We start from the raw sequence: 21,928 nt of genomic DNA, 5'->3' as shown, positions 1-21,928 counted from the left end.
TTTTTAATAATATCCATATTGAACCTCACAAGACGGATTTGTTTTTATACATTCCATTTATAACAGTTACTCCCCTTTCAAGCAACTATCTCATGTTATACGGGGCGGCGGCCGGAAAGTTTCTAAAGAAAAAGGGAGGAAGGCAAAAAACTGTAAAACATGTTGGATCTAAGTTACGATATACATATAAAAAGCGTGATTTAATTAGCGGACCAACGCCTCTTTAACCAAAACGGGAGGGATTGATTATGGATATGGAACGTTTCCATCAAATGCCGGCCTTTATGAAAGAGGAAATGGATAACCTCAAGCGCGTGGCGGCGCCGTTCTTAAAGAAAAGGCTGATTTTTCTTTTTATCGCGATTCCGCTGCTTCTTGCTTCATTTGTTTATCTTTCCTCTTTTTGGGGGCAGGCAGCTTATGGAACCGATTCAATGATAAAAATCGGCTGCGCTGCCGCAGGTGCAGCATTCGGTATGGCGCTGTTCAGAGAGTCGTCATACCAAAAAAGAAATGTTCAGCAATCGGTGATGAAGTATATATTGGAACGGATGCAAACAAGCGAAGTGCTTTCCGATGAACGGAAAAGCCGCTACGTTCGGGCGGTCAAAGAAGAGCCGTTTACTGTAATGAGAAGCTTTTTGGAATTTTTAAATGAAGAAGAGATCAGAAGGCGCAGGCTGGCTGAATGATTGATGGAAAAAAGAGCTGCATGACAGCTCTTTTTTTGTCATGATGATCAGGCTTCATTCAATTCTTTTCCTAATATTTTTAAGTCGTACCGGATTCCGTCCATCTCGGCGATTCCGGGAAAGTGTCCCCACTCGGTGAAGCCGTATTTTTTGAAAAGCTTCATGCTCGGTTCATTGTGAGCGAAAATAAACGCCATTAAAGAACGGATTCCAAGCTTTGGAGCAGCTTCAAGCGCTTTTTCAAGCACCGCAGAACCCGCCCCTTTGCCGCGGTGGTCTTCATGAAGGTAAATGCTGACTTCGGCGGTTTTGGCGTAGGCGGGTCTCCCGTAAAATGATTCAAAGCTGATCCAGCCGACGATATCCCGTTTTTCATTTTCTACAATATAAAGAGGCCTTTCTTCGGTATGGCTCAAAAACCAGTTCAGCCTTTCTTCAGGCGTGACGGGTTCTGTATCTGCCGTCACCATTCGCGACGCAATGGTGGAGTTGTAAATATCGACTACTGCGGGAAGGTCTTCCCGATTGGCGATTCGTAATTTCATTCTCTCTATCCTTTCTTCATATGTTATATCTTCGGCGTTTTTTCCGTTATCATGCATACCGGTCATTTTTCAGATTTTCAGGGCGGTTTTACATAAAAACGAAACAGCCGGTGCAAAATAAATTGAAAAAAGTTTTTTGTAAATGTATATATTTTCTGAAAAGTGTTCAGAATGTTGCTGAGGTGATGAGTTATGAAAGAGGAAGAAAAGAATCGTACTTCCAAAATCACAAAGCTGCAACAATTTTTTCGTAAACGCTGGGTATTTCCGGCCATCTATTTGACAAGTGCCGTCGTTGTATTAACCGCCGTTCTATGGTATCAATCGGCTTCTAACAACGATGTAAAAGACCAGCTTGCAGACGATGGCAAGAAATCAGCCTATGATAACCGGGATGATGCGGTAGAAGTAGGCAAACCAGTCGAAAATGTCGCAATGCCGGTTGCTGATTCTGAAAATGTTTCCGTCGTTAAAAAGTTTTTTGAAACTGACGCAACTAAAGAAGAGAAAGAAGCAGCACTTGTAAACTATAATAACACGTACAGCATGAGCAAAGGTATCGACTTGGCTGAGAAAGACGGAAAAACATTTGATGTTTCCGCATCTCTAAGCGGTACGGTCATCAAAGCTGCAAAAGACCCTGTACTGGGCTACGTTGTTGAAGTTGAACATGAAGATGGTTTATCAACTGTGTATCAGTCTCTTTCTGAAGTAAGCGTCAAACAAGGTGACAAGATTGAACAAAATCAAGTCATCGGAAAAGCAGGCAAAAACCTTTACAATGAAGAAGGCGGAAACCATGTGCATTTTGAAATCCGCAAAGACGGTGTTGCGCTAAACCCGCTGAACTTCATGGACAAGCCGGTCTCCAGCATTGAAAAAGCAATGGAGGAACAAGCGTCTGAAGTGAAAGAACCTGCTCAGCCTTCTGTTGAAGAAAAGTCAAAAACAGAAGACAAAGCGAAAGATCAAACAGATGGAAAAGACGACAAAACCAAGCGGGAAGATTCGTCTGAAGGGTCAGAAAATCAAGACGGAACCCAGTCTGACGATTCAAGCCAGTCATAAGGCACGCTTCCCTCAGGGCGCCTATCAAATGCGATAGGCGCCTTTTTTGTTACAATCATAAAAAAACCCGTATCAAATCGGCGGAGCCAGCCGTTTATTAAGTAAGAGGCCTCTTTTAAGGAGTGTGAATGCATTCATGAATGAATTAGAACAGCAAGCGCTGATAAAGTATTGCCTGAGAATGACAGGCGATAAATGGGATGCCGAGGATTTAGTCCAGGATACAATCCTCAAGTTAATGGAAATCAATCGAACAGACGCGTCACATGCTTATCAAAAGACGGTTGCAAAGCATAAATGGATTGACCTGCTCAGAAAAAGGAAGCGCGAAAGCTTTCTGTCTGAAGATAATCTGGAAGACGGGCGGGCAGAGCGCATGAAGGCGGCCGATGACTTCGAGCACCTGCTGAAACAGCTTTCCGGTATTTTAACACCGAAGCAATTAACGATTTTTCTGCTCAAAGATGTGTTTTCCTTTCAGCTGCACGAAATCGCCGAGACGCTCGGTAAGCCCGAATCATCCGTCAAGTCGCTTTTATTTAGATCGCGTCAGCGATTAAAAAGGCTTTCTCCGGAGGTTCTGCAAAAGGAGCCGGCGGACGGGGATGACGAACACATCGGTCTGCTTGTTCGGGCGATATTGCATCACAACCCCGATGATCTGCTCGAATTTGCCAAACAGACATGGCGTTTCGACGCTTCACAGCCGTCTTGCATCAGCATGATGAGGTGCGCTGCCTAGGAGGAAAAATGCTATGAACACCATTCCTTACGTCATTGAGAAAACGGCTGCCGGTGAAAGATCGTACGATATTTTTTCCAGACTTTTAAAAGACCGGATCATTATGATCGGTTCTGAATTCAACGATGACCTCGCCAATCGGGTCACCGCCCAATTGCTGTTTTTGTCAGCTGAAGACAATGAAAAAGACATTTCGATCTATATCAACAGCCCGGGCGGATCAACTTCCGCGGGATATGCAATTTTGGATACGATGGATTATGTGAAGCCTGATGTCCGCACGATATGCGTCGGAATGGCCGCTTCCATGGGAGCGATTCTCCTCGCCGGCGGAGCAAAAGGCAAACGGTATGCACTCAAAAACAGCGAAATCATGATCCATCAGCCGCTCGGCGGCGTCAAAGGACAGGCGACAGACATGGAGATTTCAGCGAAGCGGATCATCAAACTGAGGGAAAAAATCGAGCGCTTCTTTCACGAACGAACGGGCCAGCCCATTGAAAAACTAAAAGCCGACATGGAACGCGATTACTTTATGGATGCGGACGAAGCGAAGGCATACGGTGTTATTGATGCTGTTTTGTAACATTAGAAAAGCTCCCGGCTTAACTCCAGCCGGGAGCTTCGATCTTTTTTATAAAGCGTCAGGACCTTCCTCGCCTGTGCGGATGTTGATGGTGTTTTTAATTTCGTATATGAAGATCTTGCCGTCACCGGGTTCCCCGGTTTTCAGGACGTTTTGCGCCGTCTCGGCCACCTTTTCGACAGGCACTTTGCTGACGACGATTTCGACTTTTAACCTTTCATACACATTGCTTTCGCGTTTGACCCCGCGGTAAAGCTCAGTATGCCCTTTTTGCAGGCCGCATCCGTGTACATTGTAAAACGTAATGGACGTTACCCCGATTTTGGCCAGCTCCGTTTTCAGCTTTTCAAAGTTTGTAGGACGGGTTACAATTTCCACTTTATACATTTGACCGCTCATACCATCACTCCTGACAAATTAATCTTGATACGCTTTTTCGCCGTGCAGCGTAAGATCGAGGCCCAATGATTCTTCATCCTCTGAGGCACGGAGTTTAAAAAAGATACTGACTATCTTAATAATAGCGTATGTGACGATTGCGACAAACAAATATGTTGCAGCAATCGCAATCAGCTGTTTCCAAAGGAGACTGATGTCTCCGTAAAAAAGCCCGTTGGCACCGTCTGCGTTGACAGATGTCGTCGCGAACAAACCTGTCGCGATTCCGCCCCATGTCCCGCCGAGCCCGTGAAGTCCGAAGGCATCGAGCGCATCATCGTACCCGAATTTTTTCTTGAGCGAAAACACCCCCCAGAAACAGACGATTCCTCCGATAAGCCCGATCCATACAGATGAGAATGGCGTGACAAAACCTGCGCCAGGCGTAATCGCGACGAGTCCCGCAATCGCTCCCGAGACGGCGCCGAGCATCGTCGGCTTCTTATTAATCAGCCATTCTGCCAAAATCCAGCCGATCAGCCCCGCGGCCGCAGCCGTATTCGTGTTGATAAAAGCGGTCATGGCGACTTCATCGATCGTCAGCGCGCTTCCGACATTGAAACCGAACCATCCGAACCAGATCAAAGTCGCCCCGAGCAGGGTCAGAAGGAGGTTGTGAGGGGCGGTGTCGCTCATATTTTTCCGCTTGCCGAGAACAATCGCAACGACCAGACCGGCTACCCCGGAAGAAATGTGAACGACGTTTCCGCCGGCAAAATCAATAGCTCCCAGCTCGTCAAGCCAGCCTCCGCCCCATACCCAGTGGGCGACAGGCGAATAAACGAAAACCGCCCAGAGCACCGAGAAAAGAATAAAGGCCGGAAAGCGCATGCGCTCCGCAAAGCTTCCGGAAATAATCGCAGTCGTCAGGACGGCAAATGTCAATTGGAACATCATATAAAGCGTATGCGGGATCGTCTCCGAATAATCGGCATTGGGTTCAAAACCGACACCGTGCAGTCCGATCCAATCCAAACCCCCGATCAATGGGTTTCCGGGAGCGAAAGCGAGTGAATAGCCGAACAAAATCCATATGATAGAAACGATGGCAATTGAAGATAAACTGTGCATAACGGTGCTGAGCACATTTTTGCTCCTTACAAGGCCTCCGTAAAATAAAGCGATGCCCGGCGTCATCAGCCACACGAGCAAAGCGCAAAAGAACATAAATACTGTATCCCCCATCTGCATGTTTCATTCCTCCGTAGTCATTTAGATTGAGAGCAGATCTCTGTTTCTTTCATTATAGTGACAAAAGGGAGATATCATGATGAACATGTCAGATTTCCTTACATGGTTTTTGGGGAGAAAAGCGGACAGGGAGAGGCTGAAATATCCGACAGAAGGGGGATTAAGCGGTTTTTTCAACCTCAACTGCAACGATTCGATGTCCGTCCATTTCTTTTACTTTAAAACGGTATCCTTCACTTTCGATCGTCGTTCCGGGCTTGCTCTCAATATTCTGCGTCAGCATCCAGCCGCCGATTGTATCAATCTCCTCATCTGATAAATGAATTCCAAGCAGGTCGTTTACGTCGCTGACCAGTACTTTCGCGTTTAGGATGTAATGGTCATCTTCGAGTTTCTGAACAGCAGATACTTCTTCAGTATCGAATTCATCGCGAATGTCGCCGACGATTTCCTCGACAATATCCTCAACCGTCACAAGACCCGATGTTCCGCCATACTCATCTACGAGAATCGCCATATGTGTATGCTCTTTCTGCATTTTGACAAACAGCTGGTAGACGGGAATCGTTTCAATCACATGGATAACCGGATGGATATATGGCTTTAGCGATTTTGTTTCTAAAGAAAATTCCCCTGCAAGCTCCGCCAGCAGCAGTTCTTTTATATTGATCATTCCGGTGATGTGATCTTTGTCTTCCTCCATGACGGGGAAGCGGGTGTGCTTCGTTTCTTTGATAAGCTGCTTCGCTTTTTTTAAACTGTCGTCAAGAGATAAGACGGTCATTTCATTGCGCGGCACCATAATTTCTTTTGCCGTACGTTCGTCGAATTTAAAAATATTGTTTACATATTTCAATTCATTTTGGTTAATCTCCCCGCTTCGATAGCTTTCAGATAAAAGCGTTCGCAGTTCTTCCTCCGAATAGGCCAATTCGTGTTCACCGGTCGGCTTCAGGCCGAACAGACTTGTGATCATGCGGGCTGAATGATTGAGCAGCCATATAAAAGGAAACATGATTCTATAAAACCAGATCATCGGCTGTGCAAAAAGCAGCGTAACGGTCTCCGCTTTTTGAATGGCGATCGTTTTTGGCGCCAGCTCTCCGACGACAACATTGAGATAAGTAACTGATAAAAAAGCGGCCAAAAATGAAAGAATATGTGTAATCGACTCGTTCAAGCCGATTTTTGAGAAAAGGGGATGCAGCAAGGTCTGCATCGTCGGTTCACCAAGCCAGCCCAAGCCCAATGCCGTCACGGTGATTCCAAGCTGGCAGGCTGACAAGTATTCGTCAAGGTGCGAGGTCACTTCTTTTGCGGCAAGAGCGCCCTTTTTTTTCTGAATGATCAATTGGTCGATCTTTGTCCGCCTTACTTTGACGATGGCGAATTCGACCGCGACGAAAAAGCCCGTAAATGCGATTAATCCTGCTACTGCAATCAGCTTCAATAACTCCAATGCCCCGCCTTCTCAGTAAAGAAGGCGCCACCTCATTTTCTATGAAAAACTCATACTGGCTTCATACCACGTGCCGCAGCGCGGCAAACATCATGTTTATTTACGCGGAGGGCGGGCAAAGAAATATAAAACGAGTGGGCCGGAAGAGGAGGAGACAAGTATGAGAGTTTTTCAGGGAGAGGGCTGGACATGGTATCAGCTTGGCCCTCACGAAAAAACAACAGCACAAGGGCTGATCCAGCCCGATCATTGGCCGGAATGCCGAAACTGGTTTCAAGGCGTTCCCTCGGCCAACATCAATTGCCTTGATATCAATGCTGCCGTTCAAGGCAAGGAAGCGATCTACGGTTCATATATTTACGACCAGGAAGCGGAAGTTCAACAAAACCGGACAGCATTTCATTTTTACTTAACGAAAGACTATTTTTTCACAATGAATTTAGATATCTCGCAATTTGAAGAGGCAAACAGAAGGCCGATCGATCAACACTTAAAGCGATGCAAAGACGCCCCTGAAGTGTTCCTGGTCCTGCTGGGCGAACTGATGAGAATGTATTTGAAGGAACTTGAGCACTTTGAAGTTCACCTTGGAAAAGTAAGGTGGGGATTTCATCATGACAACAATAAAAGCATCATTGAACTGATTCATAAGCGGCGTCACGAACTCCTGGTCATAAGAAGTTTAATTTTATCGATGAAAAAGGTTGCAATGGGCCTTAAAGAAACTTTTTTAACCAAATCGTTTGACGAAATCGAACAGCGCAGGACGTTTTACGAAATCGACAGAGGCATGTCATTGATCAAAGAGTATGCGAATGAAATCAATTATTTGCTTCATTCCGAGGAAGTGGTGACATCCCACAGAGGCAATGAAATTTTTAAAGCGCTGACGATTTTTACGACGATCTTTACGCCGATGACGGCTTTCGGCGCCCTGTGGGGAATGAACTTCGAAGTCATGCCTGAACTCTCTTTAAAGTACGGCTATTTATTTTCGCTTATTTTAATCGCCGTTTCGACCGCCCTTGTGTATTGGTATTTGAAAAAGAAAGGCTGGACCGGCGATTTATTGAGGGATAAAAAACGATATATGAAAAGGAAGGGCTCTTTTAAATAGGTTTAAGCCCGCGGTATATCGGAAAAGCACATAATAACCCCATCATAAAGGAGGAATTCCGAATGAAACTGAAGGACATCATGACAACCAATGCTGAATGCTGCGAGCCTTCTGCCCCGATTGCGGAAATTGCCGGTAAGATGCGTGATTACAATGTAGGTTCAATTCCGGTCTGCGAGAACGGAAAATTGACGGGGATCGTTTCAGACCGGGATATTGTTATCAGATGTGTAGCTGAAAATGAAACAGATGCGGCTGCTCGGGATATCATGAGCACACAGATGGTGACAGGGCGCCCGGATATGTCTGCTGAAGAGGCTGGTGATCTGATGGCGGAACACCAAATTCGCAGGCTGCCGATTGTTGAAGATGACCGTCTTGTCGGAATCGTTGCTTTGGGGGATCTCTCCGTCTCACATGCGGATGAGAAAGCGGGAGAAGCTTTAAGCGAAATTTCAAAACCGGCTTAAACAGGTTGAAGGAAGAGCGTTTTTAGCTCTTCCTTTTTTATGTTTCTTCACTTTCCCACTTTTTCAGCGGCCAAAATAAGACGTGCTGCCTTTTTGCATAATGAAGAAGGGGCGCGGTGTCTGGGAGTGTGAGATCGTTTGCGCTTGTGAGCGGACCCGGAAAAATATCAGCTTCAGCCTGCTGCAGCTGCCACTCTGAATGGTGGATATCTTCATAATAGAGCTCGTTTTTATGCGTGGTGTACAAACGGTACCTTTCAGCAAGCCAGTATTCAAGCGTTCCTTTATCAGCTGAGAAAGGCTCCGAAACCGGTTGATATTCTGCATAAAACTCTGCTTGTGAACGTTTTCTCCTGCTTGTCAGCTGAAAGCGGTCTTTATGTTGTGCAAAGCGCATCCCGGCGTAAAAATAAGGCAAGTGGAACATTGAGCGCGCGCCGGCGACGGCCAAGCGCGAAGCGGCGTCAAGACTGAAAAAATAAATGCCCGGGACGCCTTTATATGCTACATATGTCCGGACATTCAGCTCGGGAAATCTGCTGATGAAAGGAAAGGGCGGCAAAAAACGGGGACGCATATTTGTCAGCAGAAAAGGCAAGATACCGATCCACGCTTTTCCGTTGAATGTCTCCAATTCCAAGGCCGCCGGTATTTGTCCGCGAATGGCTTCAGGATCGACAGCCCAATGGGCAAATAATACATGATTCCATGTTTGCGTCATCATCCACGGTCCTTCAGGCAGTGGAAAAGGGCGGTGAGAAGTATTTTTTATCATAGAACAGCTCTCCTTTGGTTCGAATTTTGACCTGTTTTAAGCACATCCCGAACCTGTTGTACGGTTTTATGATTTCCCTTTTCGGCTAAATCAAAAACGAGGATACAAAAAACGGAGGAGTGATCTGATTTGTTCAAGCATACGAAAGTGCTGCAGTACCCTGCCAAACCTGAAAGACCCGACCCTGTCTTCGCAAAGAAAATGCAGGAGATACTCGGCGGCCAGTACGGAGAAATATCTGTGGCGATGCAATACCTTTTTCAAGGGTGGAATACGCGGGGAAATGAAAAGTATAAAGATTTGCTGATGGATACGGCGGCAGAAGAAATCGGACACGTCGAAATGATTGCGACGATGATTGCACGGCTGCTTGAAGACGCTCCGGTTTACGAGCAGGAAAAAGCAGCAGACGATCCTGTCATCGGCGCCATTATGGGCGGAATGAACCCTCATCACGCAATCGTTTCAGGTCTGGGGGCCATGCCTGAAAACAGCACCGGCGTTCCTTGGAATGCAGGCTATATTGTAGCGAGCGGCAACCTTCTGGCCGACCTGCGCGCAAATGTCAACGCTGAATCGCAAGGCAGACTGCAAGTCGCACGGCTGTACGAAATGACGGATGACAAAGGCGTACAAGATATGCTCGGTTTTCTTTTGGCAAGAGATACGATGCACCAAAACCAGTGGATTGCCGCGATCAAAGAGCTGGAAGAAAAAGAAGGCGTCATCGTGCCCGGTACCGTTCCGCCAGAATATGAAAAAGAAGAAGTTTCGCACTCTTTATACAATTTTTCGGATGGAGAAGAAAGCGCACAGTTTGAGTGGCTGATAGGGAAGGCGCCGGACGGAGCGGAATTTCACTATGAGAGCGGCCCTGTCGCATATGGAGAAAAACCGGTCTTGAAGCCCGCTCCAAAACGAAGCCACAATACACCTGACTATGGAGAATAAAAAGAGCCGAACGGCTCTTTTTTTATTTTTTAAAATGACAAAACACTTCGTAAATATTAAAATAAGTGACAGATTTGCAGATTTTTTTATTGTCAGGTAAGCTTACTATAAAAACAACAGTAAGGAGTTATATCATGAGTAAAGTACTTATTTTTGGCCACAAAAATCCGGATACGGATACGATTTGTTCAGCGATTGCATATGCCGAATTAAAAAAGGAGCTCGGCATGGACGCAGAGCCTGTCCGCCTCGGCGAAATCAACGGCGAAACCGAATACGCGCTTAAGAAATTCAATGCAGAAGTACCCCGCCTTGTGAACACTGTCGCGAATGAAACAGACAGCGTGATTTTGGTTGACCATAATGAGCGCCAGCAGAGCGTCGATGACTTGGATCAGGTTCGCGTGCTTGAAGTCATCGACCACCACCGGATCGCCAACTTTGAAACGAGCGACCCTCTGTATTACCGCGCAGAGCCTGTAGGCTGCACGGCAACGATCTTAAACAAGCTCTATAAAGAAAACGGCGTTGAAATTAAAAAAGATATTGCGGGGCTGATGCTGTCGGCGATCATCTCAGATTCCCTCTTATTCAAATCCCCGACATGCACGGAAGAAGATGTCAAAGCTGCAAAAGAATTGGCTGCGATTGCCGGCGTTGATGCTGACAGCTATGGACTAGATATGCTGAAAGCCGGAGCTGATTTGAGCGCAAAGACGATTCCTCAGCTTCTTTCTCTGGACGCAAAAGAGTTTACGATGGGAAGCCATAAAGTAGAGATCGCGCAGGTTAACACTGTCGACACAAACGACGTTCTCTCCCGCAAAGAGGAAGTTGACGCAGAACTTGCAAAAGCGGTATCTGAAAAAGGGTTGGATTTATTTGTGTTTGTCGTAACTGACATTTTAACAAACGACTCGGTTGTCGTCGCTTCAGGACAAGCTGCACAAGCAGTGGAAAAAGCGTTCAATGTCACATTGGCAGACAACACAGCGACACTGAAAGGCGTTGTATCGCGCAAAAAACAAATTGTTCCGCCGTTAACCGAAGCCTTAAAAGGTTAAGGAAATAAAAAAACACCCGAATCTCATGATTCGGGTGTTTTCTTATACCGTTCTGGATACCGCTTTCCGCAATTTCCGCAAGATCGATTCATAGAGTGAAATGATCCGTTCAAAAAGCGGCTGCACATACGTGGAGAATCTAAACATAACAAGTGATACGAATAAAGCGACCAAAATGCTGCCCAATACGTCAACAGGGTAGTGGTGTCCGACCCAAATACGGGAAAAGCCCGTCAATAACCCGAAAGCAATCAGGCAGCTTCCAATTTTCCGATGATAAAGCCAAAAAGCGATCGAAATGGCTAACGCCCCGGTTGTATGATCGCTGGGAAATGAGGCGTCGGCAGCATGGTGAATCAATACGTCCACATGATGAGCGACAAATGGCCTCGGCTCATAGTAAACCAATGACAGCAAATAATTTGCCGCCAATCCGAAAATACCCGTCACACCGGCCTGAAGAACGGTTATTTTATAAGAACGGTTTCCGAATATCCAGATCAAAAGCAAAATGAGCGCATACATATAAATCGCTTTTTCTGTAATCAAAATCATGGCGCCATCCAGGATGTCGTTGTGGTTTGCTAATTGATGAATGCGTGTAAAAAGCCAATAGTTCAAAAAATCACCTTTTTAATAGAGTAGTAATTTTTGGGCAGACAGTTAGGAGACGTATTTCATTTTGCAAAAGTTTCATTAAATAACAGATCGAGCTGTATCAGCCTGCATGAAAAGAGCCGGGCGTTCCCGGCCCGGCGAGGTTGAACGGCTTATTCAGCCATTGATATATCCCGCTTCTCCTTTGCGGATGCAGGTTTTTGGCTCCATGTATACAGAAACAGGTTGATGAGCACGAAAACGCCTGAGAATAAATAAATGTTTGAAAAACCGGCTTGTGCCACAACCAACCCGAAAACATAGGATCCGACTGCGATGCCGGTATCAAACAGCGTAAAATAAGTCGCTGTTGCATAGCCGCTCCGGTGAGGCGGCGAAGACTGGATCGCCAAGGTCTGAAGGCACGGTGTGATAGATCCGTAGCCGATGCCGATGACAGCTCCGGATAGCAAAAGCATCGCACTGCTGTTTGTAAAAGCAAGCAGGAAAAGCCCGGCGCAAAAAATGATAATGGACGGATAAATGACGACTCCCGGGCCGACTTTATCATACAGTTTTCCCGTAAACGGCCGCGTGATCATCATTGTCACCGCGAACACCATAAAGAAATAGCTGCTTGCTTCAATAAGGCCGAGGGATTTGGCATAAACAGAGATGAAGGAAATCACGCTTGAATAACAAAACGACACGAACAAGCCGACCGTTGCAATCCGAATCGCGCCCTTTTCAAACATGTTGGAAAATGACAGCCTGAACACAGCTGAACGGATGTCGTTTCCTTTAGGAATCCGCACCAGTGCCGTACAGAGGATGGCTACAGTGACGATTCCTGAAAATAAAATAAACAGATCGGAAAAACTCATTTTATCCAGCAGGTTCAAGGCGATAAACGGGCCGATGACAACCGCCAAATTCATCGACATAGCAAAATAGCCCAGCCCTTCCCCGCGGCGGGCCGGCGGAATTAAATCGGCTGCAATTGCACTCGTCACCGTGGTGATGATGCTGAACCAAATGCCTTGGAAAAAGCGAATGCCAAGCAGCAGGTAGATATCGTGAATGAAGATATAAAGAAATGATGCCAAAGTAAACAGCACGACGCTGATGAGTGCCATTCTCTTTTTGCCAAAACGCTCAATAACAGCTCCCGAAAACGGCCTTGCAAAAATCGCGGACAGCATGAAGCCGCTGATCAAAAGGCCGCCCTCTGACTCGGAGCCGCCGAGCTCCTGCATCGCATAGACCGGAAGCACGGTCAATAGTGCGTAAAAATAGACGAATATAAACAAATTAATCAAAACGACCATGATAAAATCCCTGGTCCAAATGGGTTCAGCTTGCTTCATAGGCTACAACTCCTCCTGGTGTCCTTCTAACAATTGACTTAACAGCCTTTGGAATATTTTTTTATCCCGTTCTTCAAATACGGAAAGCATTTCCTCTTCAAATTCTTTCATTTTTAATTGAATGTCATCATATTTAATTTTGGCTTCTTCTGTCATCTTGACGACTTTTTCCCGTTTGTCATCGCCCTGTATCCGTTCGACCCAGCCGTTTTTTTCGAGGCGGCTGACGGTTCTTGTCACAGTCGGCGCTTCGACGTGCAAATAAGTCCATATGTCTTTCTGCGTCATCGGTCCGTAGGTGTGAAGACAATATAGGATCGACCACTGTGAACCGTAAAGGCCGTACGCTTCGAGCTGTTCATTCGTTTTTTTAGCAACCATCCGAGTGCTTTGATTGAGCTGGTGAATAATCTTTCGATTGATATGTTCCATTCCCGGACTCCTTCAAAATAGTTACCTAGGTAAATAATAAACTTTATTCATTTTACCGGAAGTCAAGATTAGTGTAAAGTTAAAATTTTTGAAGCCCGAAATAAAATTATAAGAGAAACCCCTTGTCCTCCTTGAGTTTTTAGCATAATCCCATTTAAATGCTAATACACTGATACAAACCTAACAAAGAGAGTGTTTGAGGTGAGGGATCGTGGGAGTATTTCAAAATTCTACTTGGAAAAGCATAAAACGAAGAAGCTGCGCAAATAGCGAATTTTTTCACAAGACGGATCTCATTTCACACTTCTCACATCCATTTTAGGGAGGTCGAGTGGTGTGCACGATTACATCAAAGAGCGAACAATCAAGATAGGGAAGTACATCGTGGAGACGAAAAAAACGGTTCGTGTGATAGCGAAGGAGTTTGGTGTTTCCAAAAGTACCGTTCACAAGGATTTGACAGAAAGGCTGCCTGAAATTAATCCTGACCTGGCCAATGAAGTAAAAGAAATTCTTGATTATCATAAATCAATCAGACATTTGCGGGGCGGAGAAGCAACAAAACTAAAATACAAGAAAGAGGAAATCTTTGAAAGAGAACCCGTGCAATAAGGAATAATGGCTCAGAAACGAGCAGCGTTTATCAGAATTTCCCGGTATCCTCCGTAAAAAGCCACAAAAATTTTATGAAGAACTTTAATAAGCTCTCTTTTTTTTCTAATATTTATGATAAAATATATAATTAGGGCAGAATGTGGACATTGCTGTGAAACAGATTTCGAGGAGGATATAGATAGATGTTTGCAAGGGATATTGGTATTGACCTTGGTACAGCGAATGTGCTGATCCATGTCAAAGGAAAAGGTATTGTCTTAAATGAACCATCAGTCGTTGCTCTTGACAAAAACAATGGGAAAGTGCTCGCTGTCGGTGAAGAAGCAAGGAGAATGGTAGGACGTACACCTGGGAATATTGTTGCGATACGTCCATTAAAAGACGGCGTCATTGCCGATTTTGAAGTAACAGAAGCCATGCTGAAGCATTTCATTAACAAGCTGAATGTAAAAGGTCTTTTCTCAAAGCCGCGCATGCTGATTTGCTGCCCGACAAATATTACTTCTGTGGAGCAGAAGGCCATTAGAGAAGCTGCCGAAAAAAGCGGCGGAAAGCATGTATATTTGGAGGAAGAACCTAAGGTGGCCGCAATCGGAGCGGGAATGGATATTTTCCAGCCAAGCGGAAACATGGTAGTTGATATCGGCGGTGGAACGACAGATATCGCAGTCATCTCAATGGGCGATATTGTCACCGCCTCTTCTATTAAAATGGCTGGGGACAAGTTTGATCTTGAAATCTTGAACTACATCAAACGCGAGTACAAGCTGCTCATAGGCGAACGGACAGCCGAAGATATTAAGATTAAAGTCGCAACTGTTTTCCCAGACGCACGTCACGAGGAAATTTCCATCCGCGGCCGCGACATGGTCACAGGATTGCCGAGAACCATTACGGTAACGAGCAAAGAGGTGGAGGAAGCGCTGCGCGAATCTGTATCTGTCATTGTACAGGCTGCCAAGCAGGTGCTCGAAAGAACGCCGCCTGAGCTGTCAGCCGACATTATCGACAGAGGCGTTATCATTACAGGAGGCGGCGCATTGTTAAACGGTCTTGACCAGCTTCTTGCCGAAGAGCTGAAAGTGCCTGTTCTCGTTGCTGAAAATCCGATGGATTGTGTGGCAGTCGGTACGGGTGTCATGCTTGATAACATGGACAAGCTTCCCAAGCGCAAACTGAGCTGATCAGAAGCCTCATTCTTTTTGAGAATGAGGTTTTTTTATGTGAAATGCTTTAAAGGAGCTGAACGGCTGCCGATAAAAAGAGTAGTATGTTTGAATACCATTATAGAACAAACGTTCTGTATTAGCAAATATAAATTGCAAGCATTTCGCAAAAGAGGTTTTTTCGATAGGAAACTCTGGAGCATGACACTTATTTTGAGGTGAAATGATGTTAAAAGGACTTTATACAGCAACTTCAGCAATGATCACCCAGCAGCGCCGCACAGAGATGCTGACGAATAATATCGCGAATGCAAATACGCCGGGATATAAAGAAGACCAAGGATCAATACGTTCTTTCCCGGAAATGCTTTTGAGCCGGATTGAGTCTGATTCTTTCAAAGCCGGCAGCGCTTCGCGTTCGTTTTCAACACAGACGCCAATCGGTTCAATCAATACAGGGGTTTATATGCAGGAACTGAAGCCTCAATTTTCTCAAGGCGATCTGCAAAGCACGAATGAGCCGACAGATATTGCAATCAGCGAAGCCGAAGTTCCGGTCAACGGCGAAACAAACGATAAAGCGGCGCTTTTCTACGCGGTCCGGCTTGAAAATGGGGATGTACGCTATTCAAGAAGCAGCCGTTTTTCTTTAAATGAAAATAATCAATTGACAATAAACGGCCGACTCGTCCTTTCAACGGAAAACCGGCCGATCACGGTGGGAAGCGAGAATTTTCAAGTCGCTGAGGACGGAACGGTGACTGAAAACGGCCAAAATCTGGGGAGGATCGATGTCAGAATCGCGCTCGATACGAGAAATTTAGCAAGAGAAGGCGATGATCTGTATCGTACTGAAAACGGTGAGGCGCTGCCAAGCGCAGTCGGCAATCCTGAAGTCACTTATTCTGTCAAGCAGGGGATGACCGAACGGTCGAATGTCGACGTGACGAGAGCCTATACGGAAATGACCGCTGCCTACCGCTCGTTTGAAGCCAACCAAAAAGTTCTTCAGGCTTATGATAAAAGCATGGAAAAGGCGGCCAATGAGATTGGAAGGATCGGATAAATGACCGATCGCGATCAGCGTAAATGGAGGATGTGGAAAAACGATGCTTAGATCCATGATCACGGCTTCAAACACAATGTTTGAACTGCAAAAACAAATTGATAATATCAGCCATAATCTTGCAAATACCGATACAACGGGATATAAGGCGAAAAACACGAGCTTTTCGGAGCTGATCAGGCAGCAGATTGAACAGGTAAACGAGAAAAATAATGAAGTAGCTGCAAGCAGAAAGACGCCGCCAGGACTTCGCCTCGGCGTCGGAGCCGTCATGACCGACCGGCTGACGCATAAGCAGGGAAGCCTTAAGGAGACGGGCCGCGATCTTGATATTGCACTGACTTCTCCTTATCAGTACTTCCAGGTCAATGTCGGCGGGGAAGTGCAATATACAAGAGACGGGGCATTTTACCTTACGCCTGCGGCGGGGAACGCCAACCAGATGCAGCTTGTGACGAAAGAAGGACATGCCGTCCTTGATGAAAACGGAAATGCCATCCGCTTCAACCAGCGCTATAAACACATCAAAGTCGATGAATCGGGAAGTGTCACCGTTTCGTCAGACAATCAGGGAGAAGCGCCACTGCGTTTTAACCTGGGGATCGTCCGGGCTGTCAAACCTCAGGCTCTAACAGAAGAAGGAAGCAACCTTTTTTCTGTCAGCGATGAATTGAGAGCAACGGCTCTTATCAACCTGAACGGAGCCGGGCGGCAGGACATTTCTCTAAAACAGGGATTCCTTGAATCATCAAATGTCGACGTATCGAAGGAAATGACCGATCTGATCTCTTCGCAGAGGTCATATCAAATGAATTCCCGCGCCATCACGATGGGCGATCAAATGATGGGGCTGATCAATTCAGTACGTTAGCACAGCAAAACAGGAGCCGGCCAAACGACGTTTGGTTCAGGCTCTTTTTATTTTCACTTTCATCGTTTTAAACCGGTTGTGCCTCATCTTTTGTTGAAAAAGATTCCGTTTCATAATATACTTCCAGATGTACAGAATAAGGCACTGACATATCATTCTATACATATTTTTCGAAAAAGGAGATGTCAAGGCAATGCTTGATGCTCAGCAAATTAAAGAAATCATTCCCCACCGCTATCCCTTTCTGCTGGTAGACCGTGTGACAGAAGTAGAGGAAGGAAAACGGGCCGCGGGTTATAAAAATGTGACAGTAAATGAAGAGTTTTTTAACGGACACTTTCCGGATTATCCGGTGATGCCTGGTGTTTTAATTGTTGAAGCGCTTGCGCAAGTAGGTGCGGTGGCGCTTTTGATGAAGGAAGAAAACCGCGGAAGGCTCGCGTTTTTTGCGGGAATTGACAGCTGCCGCTTCAAAAAGCAGGTGAAACCGGGCGATCAGCTCCATCTTGAGCTTGAAGTGCTTCGTTTCCGCGGTTCCATCGGCAAAGGAAAAGGAGTCGCAAAAGTGGACGGAGAAGTCGTGTGTGAAGCCGAATTGATGTTTTCTCTTGGTGAAAAGCAGGAATAATGTAAACACAATGGGTTTTCGTAAAAGCCCATTTGTTTTTTTATCATGAAAGCGAAAAGGTGATCATTCATGTGGAAAGAATTTAAAAGTTTTGCGATTCGGGGAAATGTAATCGATCTTGCAATTGGTGTCATCATCGGAGGCGCCTTTGGAAAAATCGTAACTTCGCTTGTCAATGATTTGATGATGCCGCTCCTCGGTCTTCTGCTTGGAGGCCTGGATTTTTCCGCGCTGTCGTTCACATTTGTTGATGCCGAAATTAAATATGGGCTATTCATTCAGTCGATCGTCAATTTCTTTATTATTTCGTTTTCCATTTTTCTATTTATCCGCTATATCTCTAAGCTGAAGAAGAAGGATGCCGAAGAAGAAAAAGCTGCTCCTGATCCTCAGGAAGAATTGCTTAAGGAAATACGGGATTTGTTAAAAGAGCAGACAAACCGTTCTTAGAGCTATAAATGAAAAGGCTGTCCGGCGAAGACAGCCTTTTTTATATATTTTGCTTAAATGCTTCAAGAAGCCGATCTCCGGAATATCCTTCTTTCATTAAATCTTCCAAAATCTTGTCGGAGCCTTTCCTCAGCTTTGAGCTGACCATTTTGCCGTCCAATAAGACGGAAACATGCTCGCCGAGCACCGTGATGTTTTTGACCTTCGCTAACAGCTGTGCTGGGCGGTTGCTTTTTTTCGTGATCGTTACATATGCTTTCACTTCTTTGCCTTCCTGAAGTAGATATTCGAAAAAATACCGGTATTCTTTAGAAACCAGCCCTTCAACCATCCAGTGGTTTTCTCCGTCTTCCTTATTAATGATAAGGCCGTCGATCAGCGGGAACTCCTCAAGCCGCTTTGAAGTGTCATCCTGGCGGACAATTTTTAAATCAATAAGCCTAAAGGTTTTCATTAGTATCACCTCACAAGCTTCCATAGTTGTATAACCATTATAGCACATTCGCTTGGGAGAACTCTTGACCCTGGTTTGTTTCTGCAATAGGAGCATATTCATATTTTAAATTTTGCAAAAAGTATTTTATAATGCTTTATTTTTATTTATACTTTAGGTGATATTGAGCAGGAGGTGACTTATGAACCATTTTTACTTAAAGGAAGTATTTGTGATCGCAAGCAATTCAGCTGCTGACTGCCGTCAATATATGCCTATGATTTGCTTTTCAGCCGGTAACAAAAAGCACGAAATCAGCACATATGCAAATGAAGGCATCATGTTTCGCTATGAAACGAAGGACGGAATGGAAATATACGAATTTCAAGTAACGCTTAAACAGAAAGAGTTGTCATTCCGTCTGTATGCTTGGGACGGGGGCTCATATGTCCGCGTATACTCAGAGCGGTGGCTGTCATCTCCTGTTTTTTTTCAGTTTCTGAAAAATACGTATTTCTCAAATAAAAATGAAATGATTTTTATGATTAGTGGAAGAAAAAAGCAAAAATTATGACATGAGCCCGGGGTTTTTTCCGGGTTATTTTTCTTTTATGAGGATTTTGCTTAAAATCTGTTCTCTTATAAACTGGGGATACCCGAACAGGAAGGGAGGGACGAAATGTTTAATGAGATCATGCTCGTCGGGCGTTTGACAAAAGATCCCGAACTGCGGTATACATCTGACGGTGTCCCTGTTGCAAATGTGACGCTGGCTGTCAGCAGGCCTTTCAAGAACGCAGCAGGCGAAGTAGAAGCGGACTTTGTCAATTGCACTCTATGGCGCAAAACTGCCGTGAACACAGCCGAATATTGCGAAAAAGGCTCCATCATCGGGCTGAGCGGAAGAATCCAGACCCGCCAATACGTCAATTCAGAAGGTGAACGCACCTTTATTACAGAAGTTGTCGCCCGGTCAGTCAGATTTTTGGGAGAAAGCCGGAAAGCGCATGAGCCGGCTGATGCTTAAACCTAAGATTCCTTCTATAAACTCCTTTCTCAAAAAGAATCAATCAATATCCCCTTGTTTATCTCCTTTTATGGCCGGTTTTGAATGACCGGTTTTTTTATTTTAGACAAAAAATAGACAAATTTAAATTGACGTCCAAAAATTCCGTATGTATAATGTAAGCGAATACAACAAATGACCAATGTTTGCACAAATGCGCAAAGGTAAAGGGTGATCTTATGGAAATGAGGGATGATAAACGCCTTCTGATCAAAGTCTGCAAAATGTACTACGAAGAGGATATGACACAGAGCCAGATTGCAAAAGCAACAGGGATATACAGAACAACCGTCGGACGTATGCTGAAAAAAGCGCGTGAGGCAGGAATCGTTAAAATCACGATCGATGACCATGTCGGGACACACTATGATTTGGAACGGGAGCTCGAACAGCTGCTCGGGCTTAAAGAAGTGTACATATGTGATGCAAAACCGGAACAAACAGCTGAAGACAAGAAGAAACTCGTCGGCAAAGCCGGAGCCGAAATCTTAAAACGAGTCGTGAAAGACGGGGATACGGTAGGCTTCGCATGGGGGACGACGATGGCGGGAATGATCGGGGAGTTTCACGGCGTCAAAAAACGGAGCGCTTCATTCGTGCCGCTGGTCGGCGGTCCGGGCGCCATGGATACGAAATATCACGTGAACAGCATCGTCTACAGCATTGCGGGTGACTTTGGAGGCACGCCTTACTTCATAGATGCGGCAGCCGTTGTCGAAAAAAAAGAAACGAAGGAGGAAATCGTCAAGTCCCACTATTTCAAAAAAATAGAAAGGCTGTGGAACGGCCTTACTGTGGCAGCCGTCGGAATCGGGGCGCCGCTTAGTTCTTCAAATATGATCTGGACCGGATTTTACGGCGATCAGGATATCGAGCGCCTTGAAGAAAAACATGCAGTCGGAGATATATGCTCGCGTTTCTTTGATCGTTCGGGAGCTTTAGTAGAAACAGAGATTCATGACAGAACCATCGCGATAGACATCAACAGGTTAAAGGATTTGGAATATTCCATAGGTCTTGCCGAATCCCATGAAAAAGTTCCTTCGATTATCGGGGCTGCAAAAGGCCGCTATATTAATGTTTTAGTGACAACTGCCGAAACAGCCAGAGAAATTGCCGAGGAGGTGAGAAATCAATCATGATCATTTACTTTATCATCGCCCTTGGAGCTGCATGGCTTCTCCAGAGCGTTTTAGGTTTTTGGCAAATCAGGCATTTCAATCGAACGTTCGCCGCGTACAGGCGTATAGGGAGAGTCGCGGTCGGAAGGAAGACCGGCTTACTCAGAGCCGGAACGGTCGTCCTGTTTGTCATCGACAAACGCAACAAAATTTTGAAGGCATCAAAAATGCAAGGTGTCACCGTCTTTTCAAGAATCAGACCTTTAAAAGGGTTTGAAGGAAAGTATTTGCTGAAGATCGGACAAGCGGAGCTTGCCCGGCACGACCGCCTCACACGTCTTGCAATTGAAGATGCCTTGAGAACATTCGACATCATCACGAAAGGGGGTGATGTTCCGCAGAAGAAAACACGGCTTCAAAAACTGATGAGCTTTCAAATCAAAAAAAGAGGTGAAATATGAAAAACGTAACATGGCTTGCGGAAAAGTTTATGGACTTATTCAGGCATGGCGGAGAAGTGTTTGTCGGTATGCTTACAGACATCGTTCCTTTATTGATTATGCTGCTTGTCGCCATGAATGCTCTGATACGCCTGATAGGAGAAAAGCGCGTCGAAGCGCTTGCGAGGAAGTCGGGAAAAAATCCATTGACCAGATACATGGTTTTGCCTGTCATCGGTACGTTCATGCTCGCAAATCCAATGACGCTGTCGCTTGGCAGGTTCTTGCCTGAAAAATACAAACCGAGCTATTATGCGGCTGCATCCTATTCGTGCCACACGCATAACGGACTTTTCCCACACGTGAATCCGGGCGAGCTGTTTGTTTTCCTTGGGATTGCCGCAGGGATTACAACGCTCGGGCATGAAACGACGGAGCTTGCTCTCCGCTATCTTTTAGTCGGGATTGTGACAAACTTTCTCAGGGGCTGGGTAACGGATATGACAACGGCTTATGTCGCGAAACAGCAGGGCATTGCCTTGAAAGATTCGATTGATCTTAAATAAGAAAGGCGGTTT

The 21,928-nt window shown here is 45.5% G+C and carries 28 protein-coding genes; 19 read left to right on the top strand and 9 right to left on the bottom strand.

Annotated features, from left to right (window positions below):
• The first annotated feature begins 248 nt into the window (after window positions 1–248).
• Complete coding sequence (locus H7F26_RS03890; protein WP_009329719.1) at window positions 249–692, top strand: YwnF family protein; 444 nt, start codon at window positions 249–251, stop codon at window positions 690–692.
• Between the two features lie 47 nt (window positions 693–739).
• Here the strand turns inward: H7F26_RS03890 and H7F26_RS03885 are convergent, their stop codons facing one another.
• Complete coding sequence (locus tag H7F26_RS03885) at window positions 740–1,237, bottom strand: GNAT family N-acetyltransferase (RefSeq protein ID WP_003185943.1); 498 nt, start codon at window positions 1,235–1,237, stop codon at window positions 740–742.
• A gap of 192 nt (window positions 1,238–1,429) precedes the next feature.
• Here H7F26_RS03885 and H7F26_RS03880 point away from each other — a divergent pair, with 192 nt between their 5' ends.
• The 3 genes from H7F26_RS03880 to H7F26_RS03870 all read left to right on the top strand — a co-directional run bounded on the left by H7F26_RS03880 (window position 1,430) and on the right by H7F26_RS03870 (window position 3,633).
• A complete protein-coding gene (locus H7F26_RS03880) occupies window positions 1,430–2,305 on the top strand; it encodes a stage II sporulation protein SpoIIQ (protein WP_003185941.1) in 876 nt (291 codons plus the stop codon).
• A 136-nt stretch (window positions 2,306–2,441) separates the two neighbouring features.
• Window positions 2,442–3,047, top strand: coding sequence for an RNA polymerase sigma factor (locus H7F26_RS03875; protein WP_017474248.1), 606 nt, complete (start codon window positions 2,442–2,444; stop codon window positions 3,045–3,047).
• Between the two features lie 13 nt (window positions 3,048–3,060).
• Entirely contained in the window at window positions 3,061–3,633 is a 573-nt protein-coding gene (locus tag H7F26_RS03870; protein WP_003185937.1) for an ATP-dependent Clp protease proteolytic subunit, read from the top strand.
• A 48-nt stretch (window positions 3,634–3,681) separates the two neighbouring features.
• On the opposite strand, the gene H7F26_RS03865 is transcribed toward H7F26_RS03870, so the two are convergent.
• The 3 genes from H7F26_RS03865 to H7F26_RS03855 form a co-directional block, all read right to left on the bottom strand.
• Window positions 3,682–4,032 (bottom strand): P-II family nitrogen regulator, encoded by a 351-nt coding sequence (locus H7F26_RS03865; RefSeq protein WP_003185936.1) that lies wholly within the window; start codon window positions 4,030–4,032, stop codon window positions 3,682–3,684.
• Between the two features lie 18 nt (window positions 4,033–4,050).
• A complete protein-coding gene (locus H7F26_RS03860) occupies window positions 4,051–5,262 on the bottom strand; it encodes an ammonium transporter (protein ID WP_003185933.1) in 1,212 nt (403 codons plus the stop codon).
• Between the two features lie 160 nt (window positions 5,263–5,422).
• Window positions 5,423–6,721 (bottom strand): hemolysin family protein, encoded by a 1,299-nt coding sequence (locus H7F26_RS03855; RefSeq protein WP_003185931.1) that lies wholly within the window; start codon window positions 6,719–6,721, stop codon window positions 5,423–5,425.
• Window positions 6,722–6,881: 160 nt separating this feature from the next.
• Here H7F26_RS03855 and H7F26_RS03850 point away from each other — a divergent pair, with 160 nt between their 5' ends.
• The gene (locus H7F26_RS03850; protein WP_003185929.1) at window positions 6,882–7,838 is read left to right on the top strand and encodes a magnesium transporter CorA family protein; all 957 of its coding nucleotides are present in this window, start codon (window positions 6,882–6,884) and stop codon (window positions 7,836–7,838) included.
• A 62-nt stretch (window positions 7,839–7,900) separates the two neighbouring features.
• Window positions 7,901–8,308 carry a CBS domain-containing protein gene (locus H7F26_RS03845; protein WP_003185927.1) on the top strand — a complete coding sequence of 136 codons (408 nt, stop codon included), beginning with the start codon at window positions 7,901–7,903 and terminating at the stop codon, window positions 8,306–8,308.
• A gap of 37 nt (window positions 8,309–8,345) precedes the next feature.
• On the opposite strand, the gene H7F26_RS03840 is transcribed toward H7F26_RS03845, so the two are convergent.
• Window positions 8,346–9,083: a YqjF family protein gene (locus H7F26_RS03840; protein ID WP_003185925.1), complete on the bottom strand. Its 738-nt coding sequence runs from the start codon at window positions 9,081–9,083 to the stop codon at window positions 8,346–8,348.
• Window positions 9,084–9,212: 129 nt separating this feature from the next.
• Here H7F26_RS03840 and H7F26_RS03835 point away from each other — a divergent pair, with 129 nt between their 5' ends.
• A complete protein-coding gene (locus H7F26_RS03835; RefSeq protein WP_003185922.1) occupies window positions 9,213–10,034 on the top strand; it encodes a manganese catalase in 822 nt (273 codons plus the stop codon).
• A gap of 134 nt (window positions 10,035–10,168) precedes the next feature.
• Complete coding sequence (locus H7F26_RS03830) at window positions 10,169–11,098, top strand: manganese-dependent inorganic pyrophosphatase (RefSeq protein WP_003185920.1); 930 nt, start codon at window positions 10,169–10,171, stop codon at window positions 11,096–11,098.
• Window positions 11,099–11,140: 42 nt separating this feature from the next.
• Here H7F26_RS03830 and H7F26_RS03825 read toward each other — a convergent pair whose 3' ends face one another.
• From H7F26_RS03825 to H7F26_RS03815, 3 genes are all read right to left on the bottom strand, one after another.
• Window positions 11,141–11,719 carry an undecaprenyl-diphosphatase gene (locus tag H7F26_RS03825; RefSeq protein ID WP_003185918.1) on the bottom strand — a complete coding sequence of 193 codons (579 nt, stop codon included), beginning with the start codon at window positions 11,717–11,719 and terminating at the stop codon, window positions 11,141–11,143.
• Between the two features lie 149 nt (window positions 11,720–11,868).
• A complete protein-coding gene (locus H7F26_RS03820; protein ID WP_003185916.1) occupies window positions 11,869–13,062 on the bottom strand; it encodes an MFS transporter in 1,194 nt (397 codons plus the stop codon).
• Window positions 13,063–13,065: 3 nt separating this feature from the next.
• Complete coding sequence (locus tag H7F26_RS03815) at window positions 13,066–13,494, bottom strand: MarR family winged helix-turn-helix transcriptional regulator (protein ID WP_003185914.1); 429 nt, start codon at window positions 13,492–13,494, stop codon at window positions 13,066–13,068.
• Between the two features lie 336 nt (window positions 13,495–13,830).
• Here H7F26_RS03815 and spoIIID point away from each other — a divergent pair, with 336 nt between their 5' ends.
• From spoIIID to mscL, 6 genes are all read left to right on the top strand, one after another.
• Complete coding sequence (spoIIID, locus tag H7F26_RS03810) at window positions 13,831–14,106, top strand: sporulation transcriptional regulator SpoIIID (RefSeq protein WP_003185911.1); 276 nt, start codon at window positions 13,831–13,833, stop codon at window positions 14,104–14,106.
• 185 nt (window positions 14,107–14,291) lie between these two features.
• Window positions 14,292–15,293 carry a cell shape-determining protein Mbl gene (gene mbl, locus H7F26_RS03805; protein WP_003185909.1) on the top strand — a complete coding sequence of 334 codons (1,002 nt, stop codon included), beginning with the start codon at window positions 14,292–14,294 and terminating at the stop codon, window positions 15,291–15,293.
• Window positions 15,294–15,501: 208 nt separating this feature from the next.
• Window positions 15,502–16,341 carry a flagellar hook-basal body protein gene (locus H7F26_RS03800; RefSeq protein ID WP_003185907.1) on the top strand — a complete coding sequence of 280 codons (840 nt, stop codon included), beginning with the start codon at window positions 15,502–15,504 and terminating at the stop codon, window positions 16,339–16,341.
• Between the two features lie 43 nt (window positions 16,342–16,384).
• The gene (locus tag H7F26_RS03795; RefSeq protein ID WP_003185904.1) at window positions 16,385–17,212 is read left to right on the top strand and encodes a flagellar hook-basal body protein; all 828 of its coding nucleotides are present in this window, start codon (window positions 16,385–16,387) and stop codon (window positions 17,210–17,212) included.
• 193 nt (window positions 17,213–17,405) lie between these two features.
• On the top strand, window positions 17,406–17,840 hold the full coding sequence (fabZ, locus tag H7F26_RS03790) for a 3-hydroxyacyl-ACP dehydratase FabZ (protein ID WP_003185902.1): 435 nt from the start codon (window positions 17,406–17,408) through the stop codon (window positions 17,838–17,840).
• A gap of 69 nt (window positions 17,841–17,909) precedes the next feature.
• Window positions 17,910–18,290, top strand: coding sequence for a large conductance mechanosensitive channel protein MscL (gene mscL / locus H7F26_RS03785; protein WP_003185900.1), 381 nt, complete (start codon window positions 17,910–17,912; stop codon window positions 18,288–18,290).
• Between the two features lie 40 nt (window positions 18,291–18,330).
• Here the strand turns inward: mscL and H7F26_RS03780 are convergent, their stop codons facing one another.
• Window positions 18,331–18,744 carry a YwpF-like family protein gene (locus tag H7F26_RS03780; protein ID WP_003185898.1) on the bottom strand — a complete coding sequence of 138 codons (414 nt, stop codon included), beginning with the start codon at window positions 18,742–18,744 and terminating at the stop codon, window positions 18,331–18,333.
• Between the two features lie 181 nt (window positions 18,745–18,925).
• Here H7F26_RS03780 and H7F26_RS03775 point away from each other — a divergent pair, with 181 nt between their 5' ends.
• From H7F26_RS03775 to H7F26_RS03755, 5 genes are all read left to right on the top strand, one after another.
• Window positions 18,926–19,297 (top strand): hypothetical protein, encoded by a 372-nt coding sequence (locus H7F26_RS03775; RefSeq protein ID WP_003185895.1) that lies wholly within the window; start codon window positions 18,926–18,928, stop codon window positions 19,295–19,297.
• Between the two features lie 105 nt (window positions 19,298–19,402).
• Window positions 19,403–19,750, top strand: coding sequence for a single-stranded DNA-binding protein (ssb, locus tag H7F26_RS03770; RefSeq protein WP_003185893.1), 348 nt, complete (start codon window positions 19,403–19,405; stop codon window positions 19,748–19,750).
• Window positions 19,751–19,968: 218 nt separating this feature from the next.
• Window positions 19,969–20,931, top strand: coding sequence for a sugar-binding transcriptional regulator (locus tag H7F26_RS03765; RefSeq protein ID WP_003185891.1), 963 nt, complete (start codon window positions 19,969–19,971; stop codon window positions 20,929–20,931).
• Window positions 20,928–21,371 carry a transcriptional regulator GutM gene (locus H7F26_RS03760; RefSeq protein WP_003185888.1) on the top strand — a complete coding sequence of 148 codons (444 nt, stop codon included), beginning with the start codon at window positions 20,928–20,930 and terminating at the stop codon, window positions 21,369–21,371. Before H7F26_RS03765 ends, H7F26_RS03760 begins: the two co-directional genes overlap by 4 nt.
• Complete coding sequence (locus tag H7F26_RS03755) at window positions 21,368–21,916, top strand: PTS glucitol/sorbitol transporter subunit IIC (protein ID WP_003185886.1); 549 nt, start codon at window positions 21,368–21,370, stop codon at window positions 21,914–21,916. Before H7F26_RS03760 ends, H7F26_RS03755 begins: the two co-directional genes overlap by 4 nt.
• The last annotated feature ends 12 nt before the right edge of the window (window positions 21,917–21,928 follow it).

Origin of the sequence: Bacillus sp. PAMC28748, assembly GCF_014250415.1 — a bacterium.
Classification (GTDB): domain Bacteria; phylum Bacillota; class Bacilli; order Bacillales; family Bacillaceae; genus Bacillus; species Bacillus licheniformis.
The sequence above is the reverse complement of the archived record's forward strand: the minus strand, read 5'-3'. Positions and strand labels throughout refer to the sequence as shown.

Excerpts from the sequence above, each read along its gene's own strand:
- H7F26_RS03890 (WP_009329719.1), top strand. The coding sequence starts at position 249 with ATGGATATGGAACGTTTCCATCAAATGCCGGCCTTTATGAAAGAGGAA.
- H7F26_RS03885 (WP_003185943.1), bottom strand. The coding sequence starts at position 1,237 with ATGAAATTACGAATCGCCAATCGGGAAGACCTTCCCGCAGTAGTCGAT.
- H7F26_RS03880 (WP_003185941.1), top strand. The coding sequence starts at position 1,430 with ATGAAAGAGGAAGAAAAGAATCGTACTTCCAAAATCACAAAGCTGCAA.
- H7F26_RS03875 (WP_017474248.1), top strand. The coding sequence starts at position 2,442 with ATGAATGAATTAGAACAGCAAGCGCTGATAAAGTATTGCCTGAGAATG.
- H7F26_RS03870 (WP_003185937.1), top strand. The coding sequence starts at position 3,061 with ATGAACACCATTCCTTACGTCATTGAGAAAACGGCTGCCGGTGAAAGA.
- H7F26_RS03865 (WP_003185936.1), bottom strand. The coding sequence starts at position 4,032 with ATGAGCGGTCAAATGTATAAAGTGGAAATTGTAACCCGTCCTACAAAC.
- H7F26_RS03860 (WP_003185933.1), bottom strand. The coding sequence starts at position 5,262 with ATGCAGATGGGGGATACAGTATTTATGTTCTTTTGCGCTTTGCTCGTG.
- H7F26_RS03850 (WP_003185929.1), top strand. The coding sequence starts at position 6,882 with ATGAGAGTTTTTCAGGGAGAGGGCTGGACATGGTATCAGCTTGGCCCT.
- H7F26_RS03845 (WP_003185927.1), top strand. The coding sequence starts at position 7,901 with ATGAAACTGAAGGACATCATGACAACCAATGCTGAATGCTGCGAGCCT.
- H7F26_RS03840 (WP_003185925.1), bottom strand. The coding sequence starts at position 9,083 with ATGATAAAAAATACTTCTCACCGCCCTTTTCCACTGCCTGAAGGACCG.
- H7F26_RS03830 (WP_003185920.1), top strand. The coding sequence starts at position 10,169 with ATGAGTAAAGTACTTATTTTTGGCCACAAAAATCCGGATACGGATACG.
- H7F26_RS03820 (WP_003185916.1), bottom strand. The coding sequence starts at position 13,062 with ATGAAGCAAGCTGAACCCATTTGGACCAGGGATTTTATCATGGTCGTT.
- H7F26_RS03815 (WP_003185914.1), bottom strand. The coding sequence starts at position 13,494 with ATGGAACATATCAATCGAAAGATTATTCACCAGCTCAATCAAAGCACT.
- mbl (WP_003185909.1), top strand. The coding sequence starts at position 14,292 with ATGTTTGCAAGGGATATTGGTATTGACCTTGGTACAGCGAATGTGCTG.
- H7F26_RS03800 (WP_003185907.1), top strand. The coding sequence starts at position 15,502 with ATGTTAAAAGGACTTTATACAGCAACTTCAGCAATGATCACCCAGCAG.
- H7F26_RS03795 (WP_003185904.1), top strand. The coding sequence starts at position 16,385 with ATGCTTAGATCCATGATCACGGCTTCAAACACAATGTTTGAACTGCAA.
- fabZ (WP_003185902.1), top strand. The coding sequence starts at position 17,406 with ATGCTTGATGCTCAGCAAATTAAAGAAATCATTCCCCACCGCTATCCC.
- mscL (WP_003185900.1), top strand. The coding sequence starts at position 17,910 with ATGTGGAAAGAATTTAAAAGTTTTGCGATTCGGGGAAATGTAATCGAT.
- H7F26_RS03780 (WP_003185898.1), bottom strand. The coding sequence starts at position 18,744 with ATGAAAACCTTTAGGCTTATTGATTTAAAAATTGTCCGCCAGGATGAC.
- H7F26_RS03775 (WP_003185895.1), top strand. The coding sequence starts at position 18,926 with ATGAACCATTTTTACTTAAAGGAAGTATTTGTGATCGCAAGCAATTCA.
- ssb (WP_003185893.1), top strand. The coding sequence starts at position 19,403 with ATGTTTAATGAGATCATGCTCGTCGGGCGTTTGACAAAAGATCCCGAA.
- H7F26_RS03765 (WP_003185891.1), top strand. The coding sequence starts at position 19,969 with ATGGAAATGAGGGATGATAAACGCCTTCTGATCAAAGTCTGCAAAATG.
- H7F26_RS03760 (WP_003185888.1), top strand. The coding sequence starts at position 20,928 with ATGATCATTTACTTTATCATCGCCCTTGGAGCTGCATGGCTTCTCCAG.
- H7F26_RS03755 (WP_003185886.1), top strand. The coding sequence starts at position 21,368 with ATGAAAAACGTAACATGGCTTGCGGAAAAGTTTATGGACTTATTCAGG.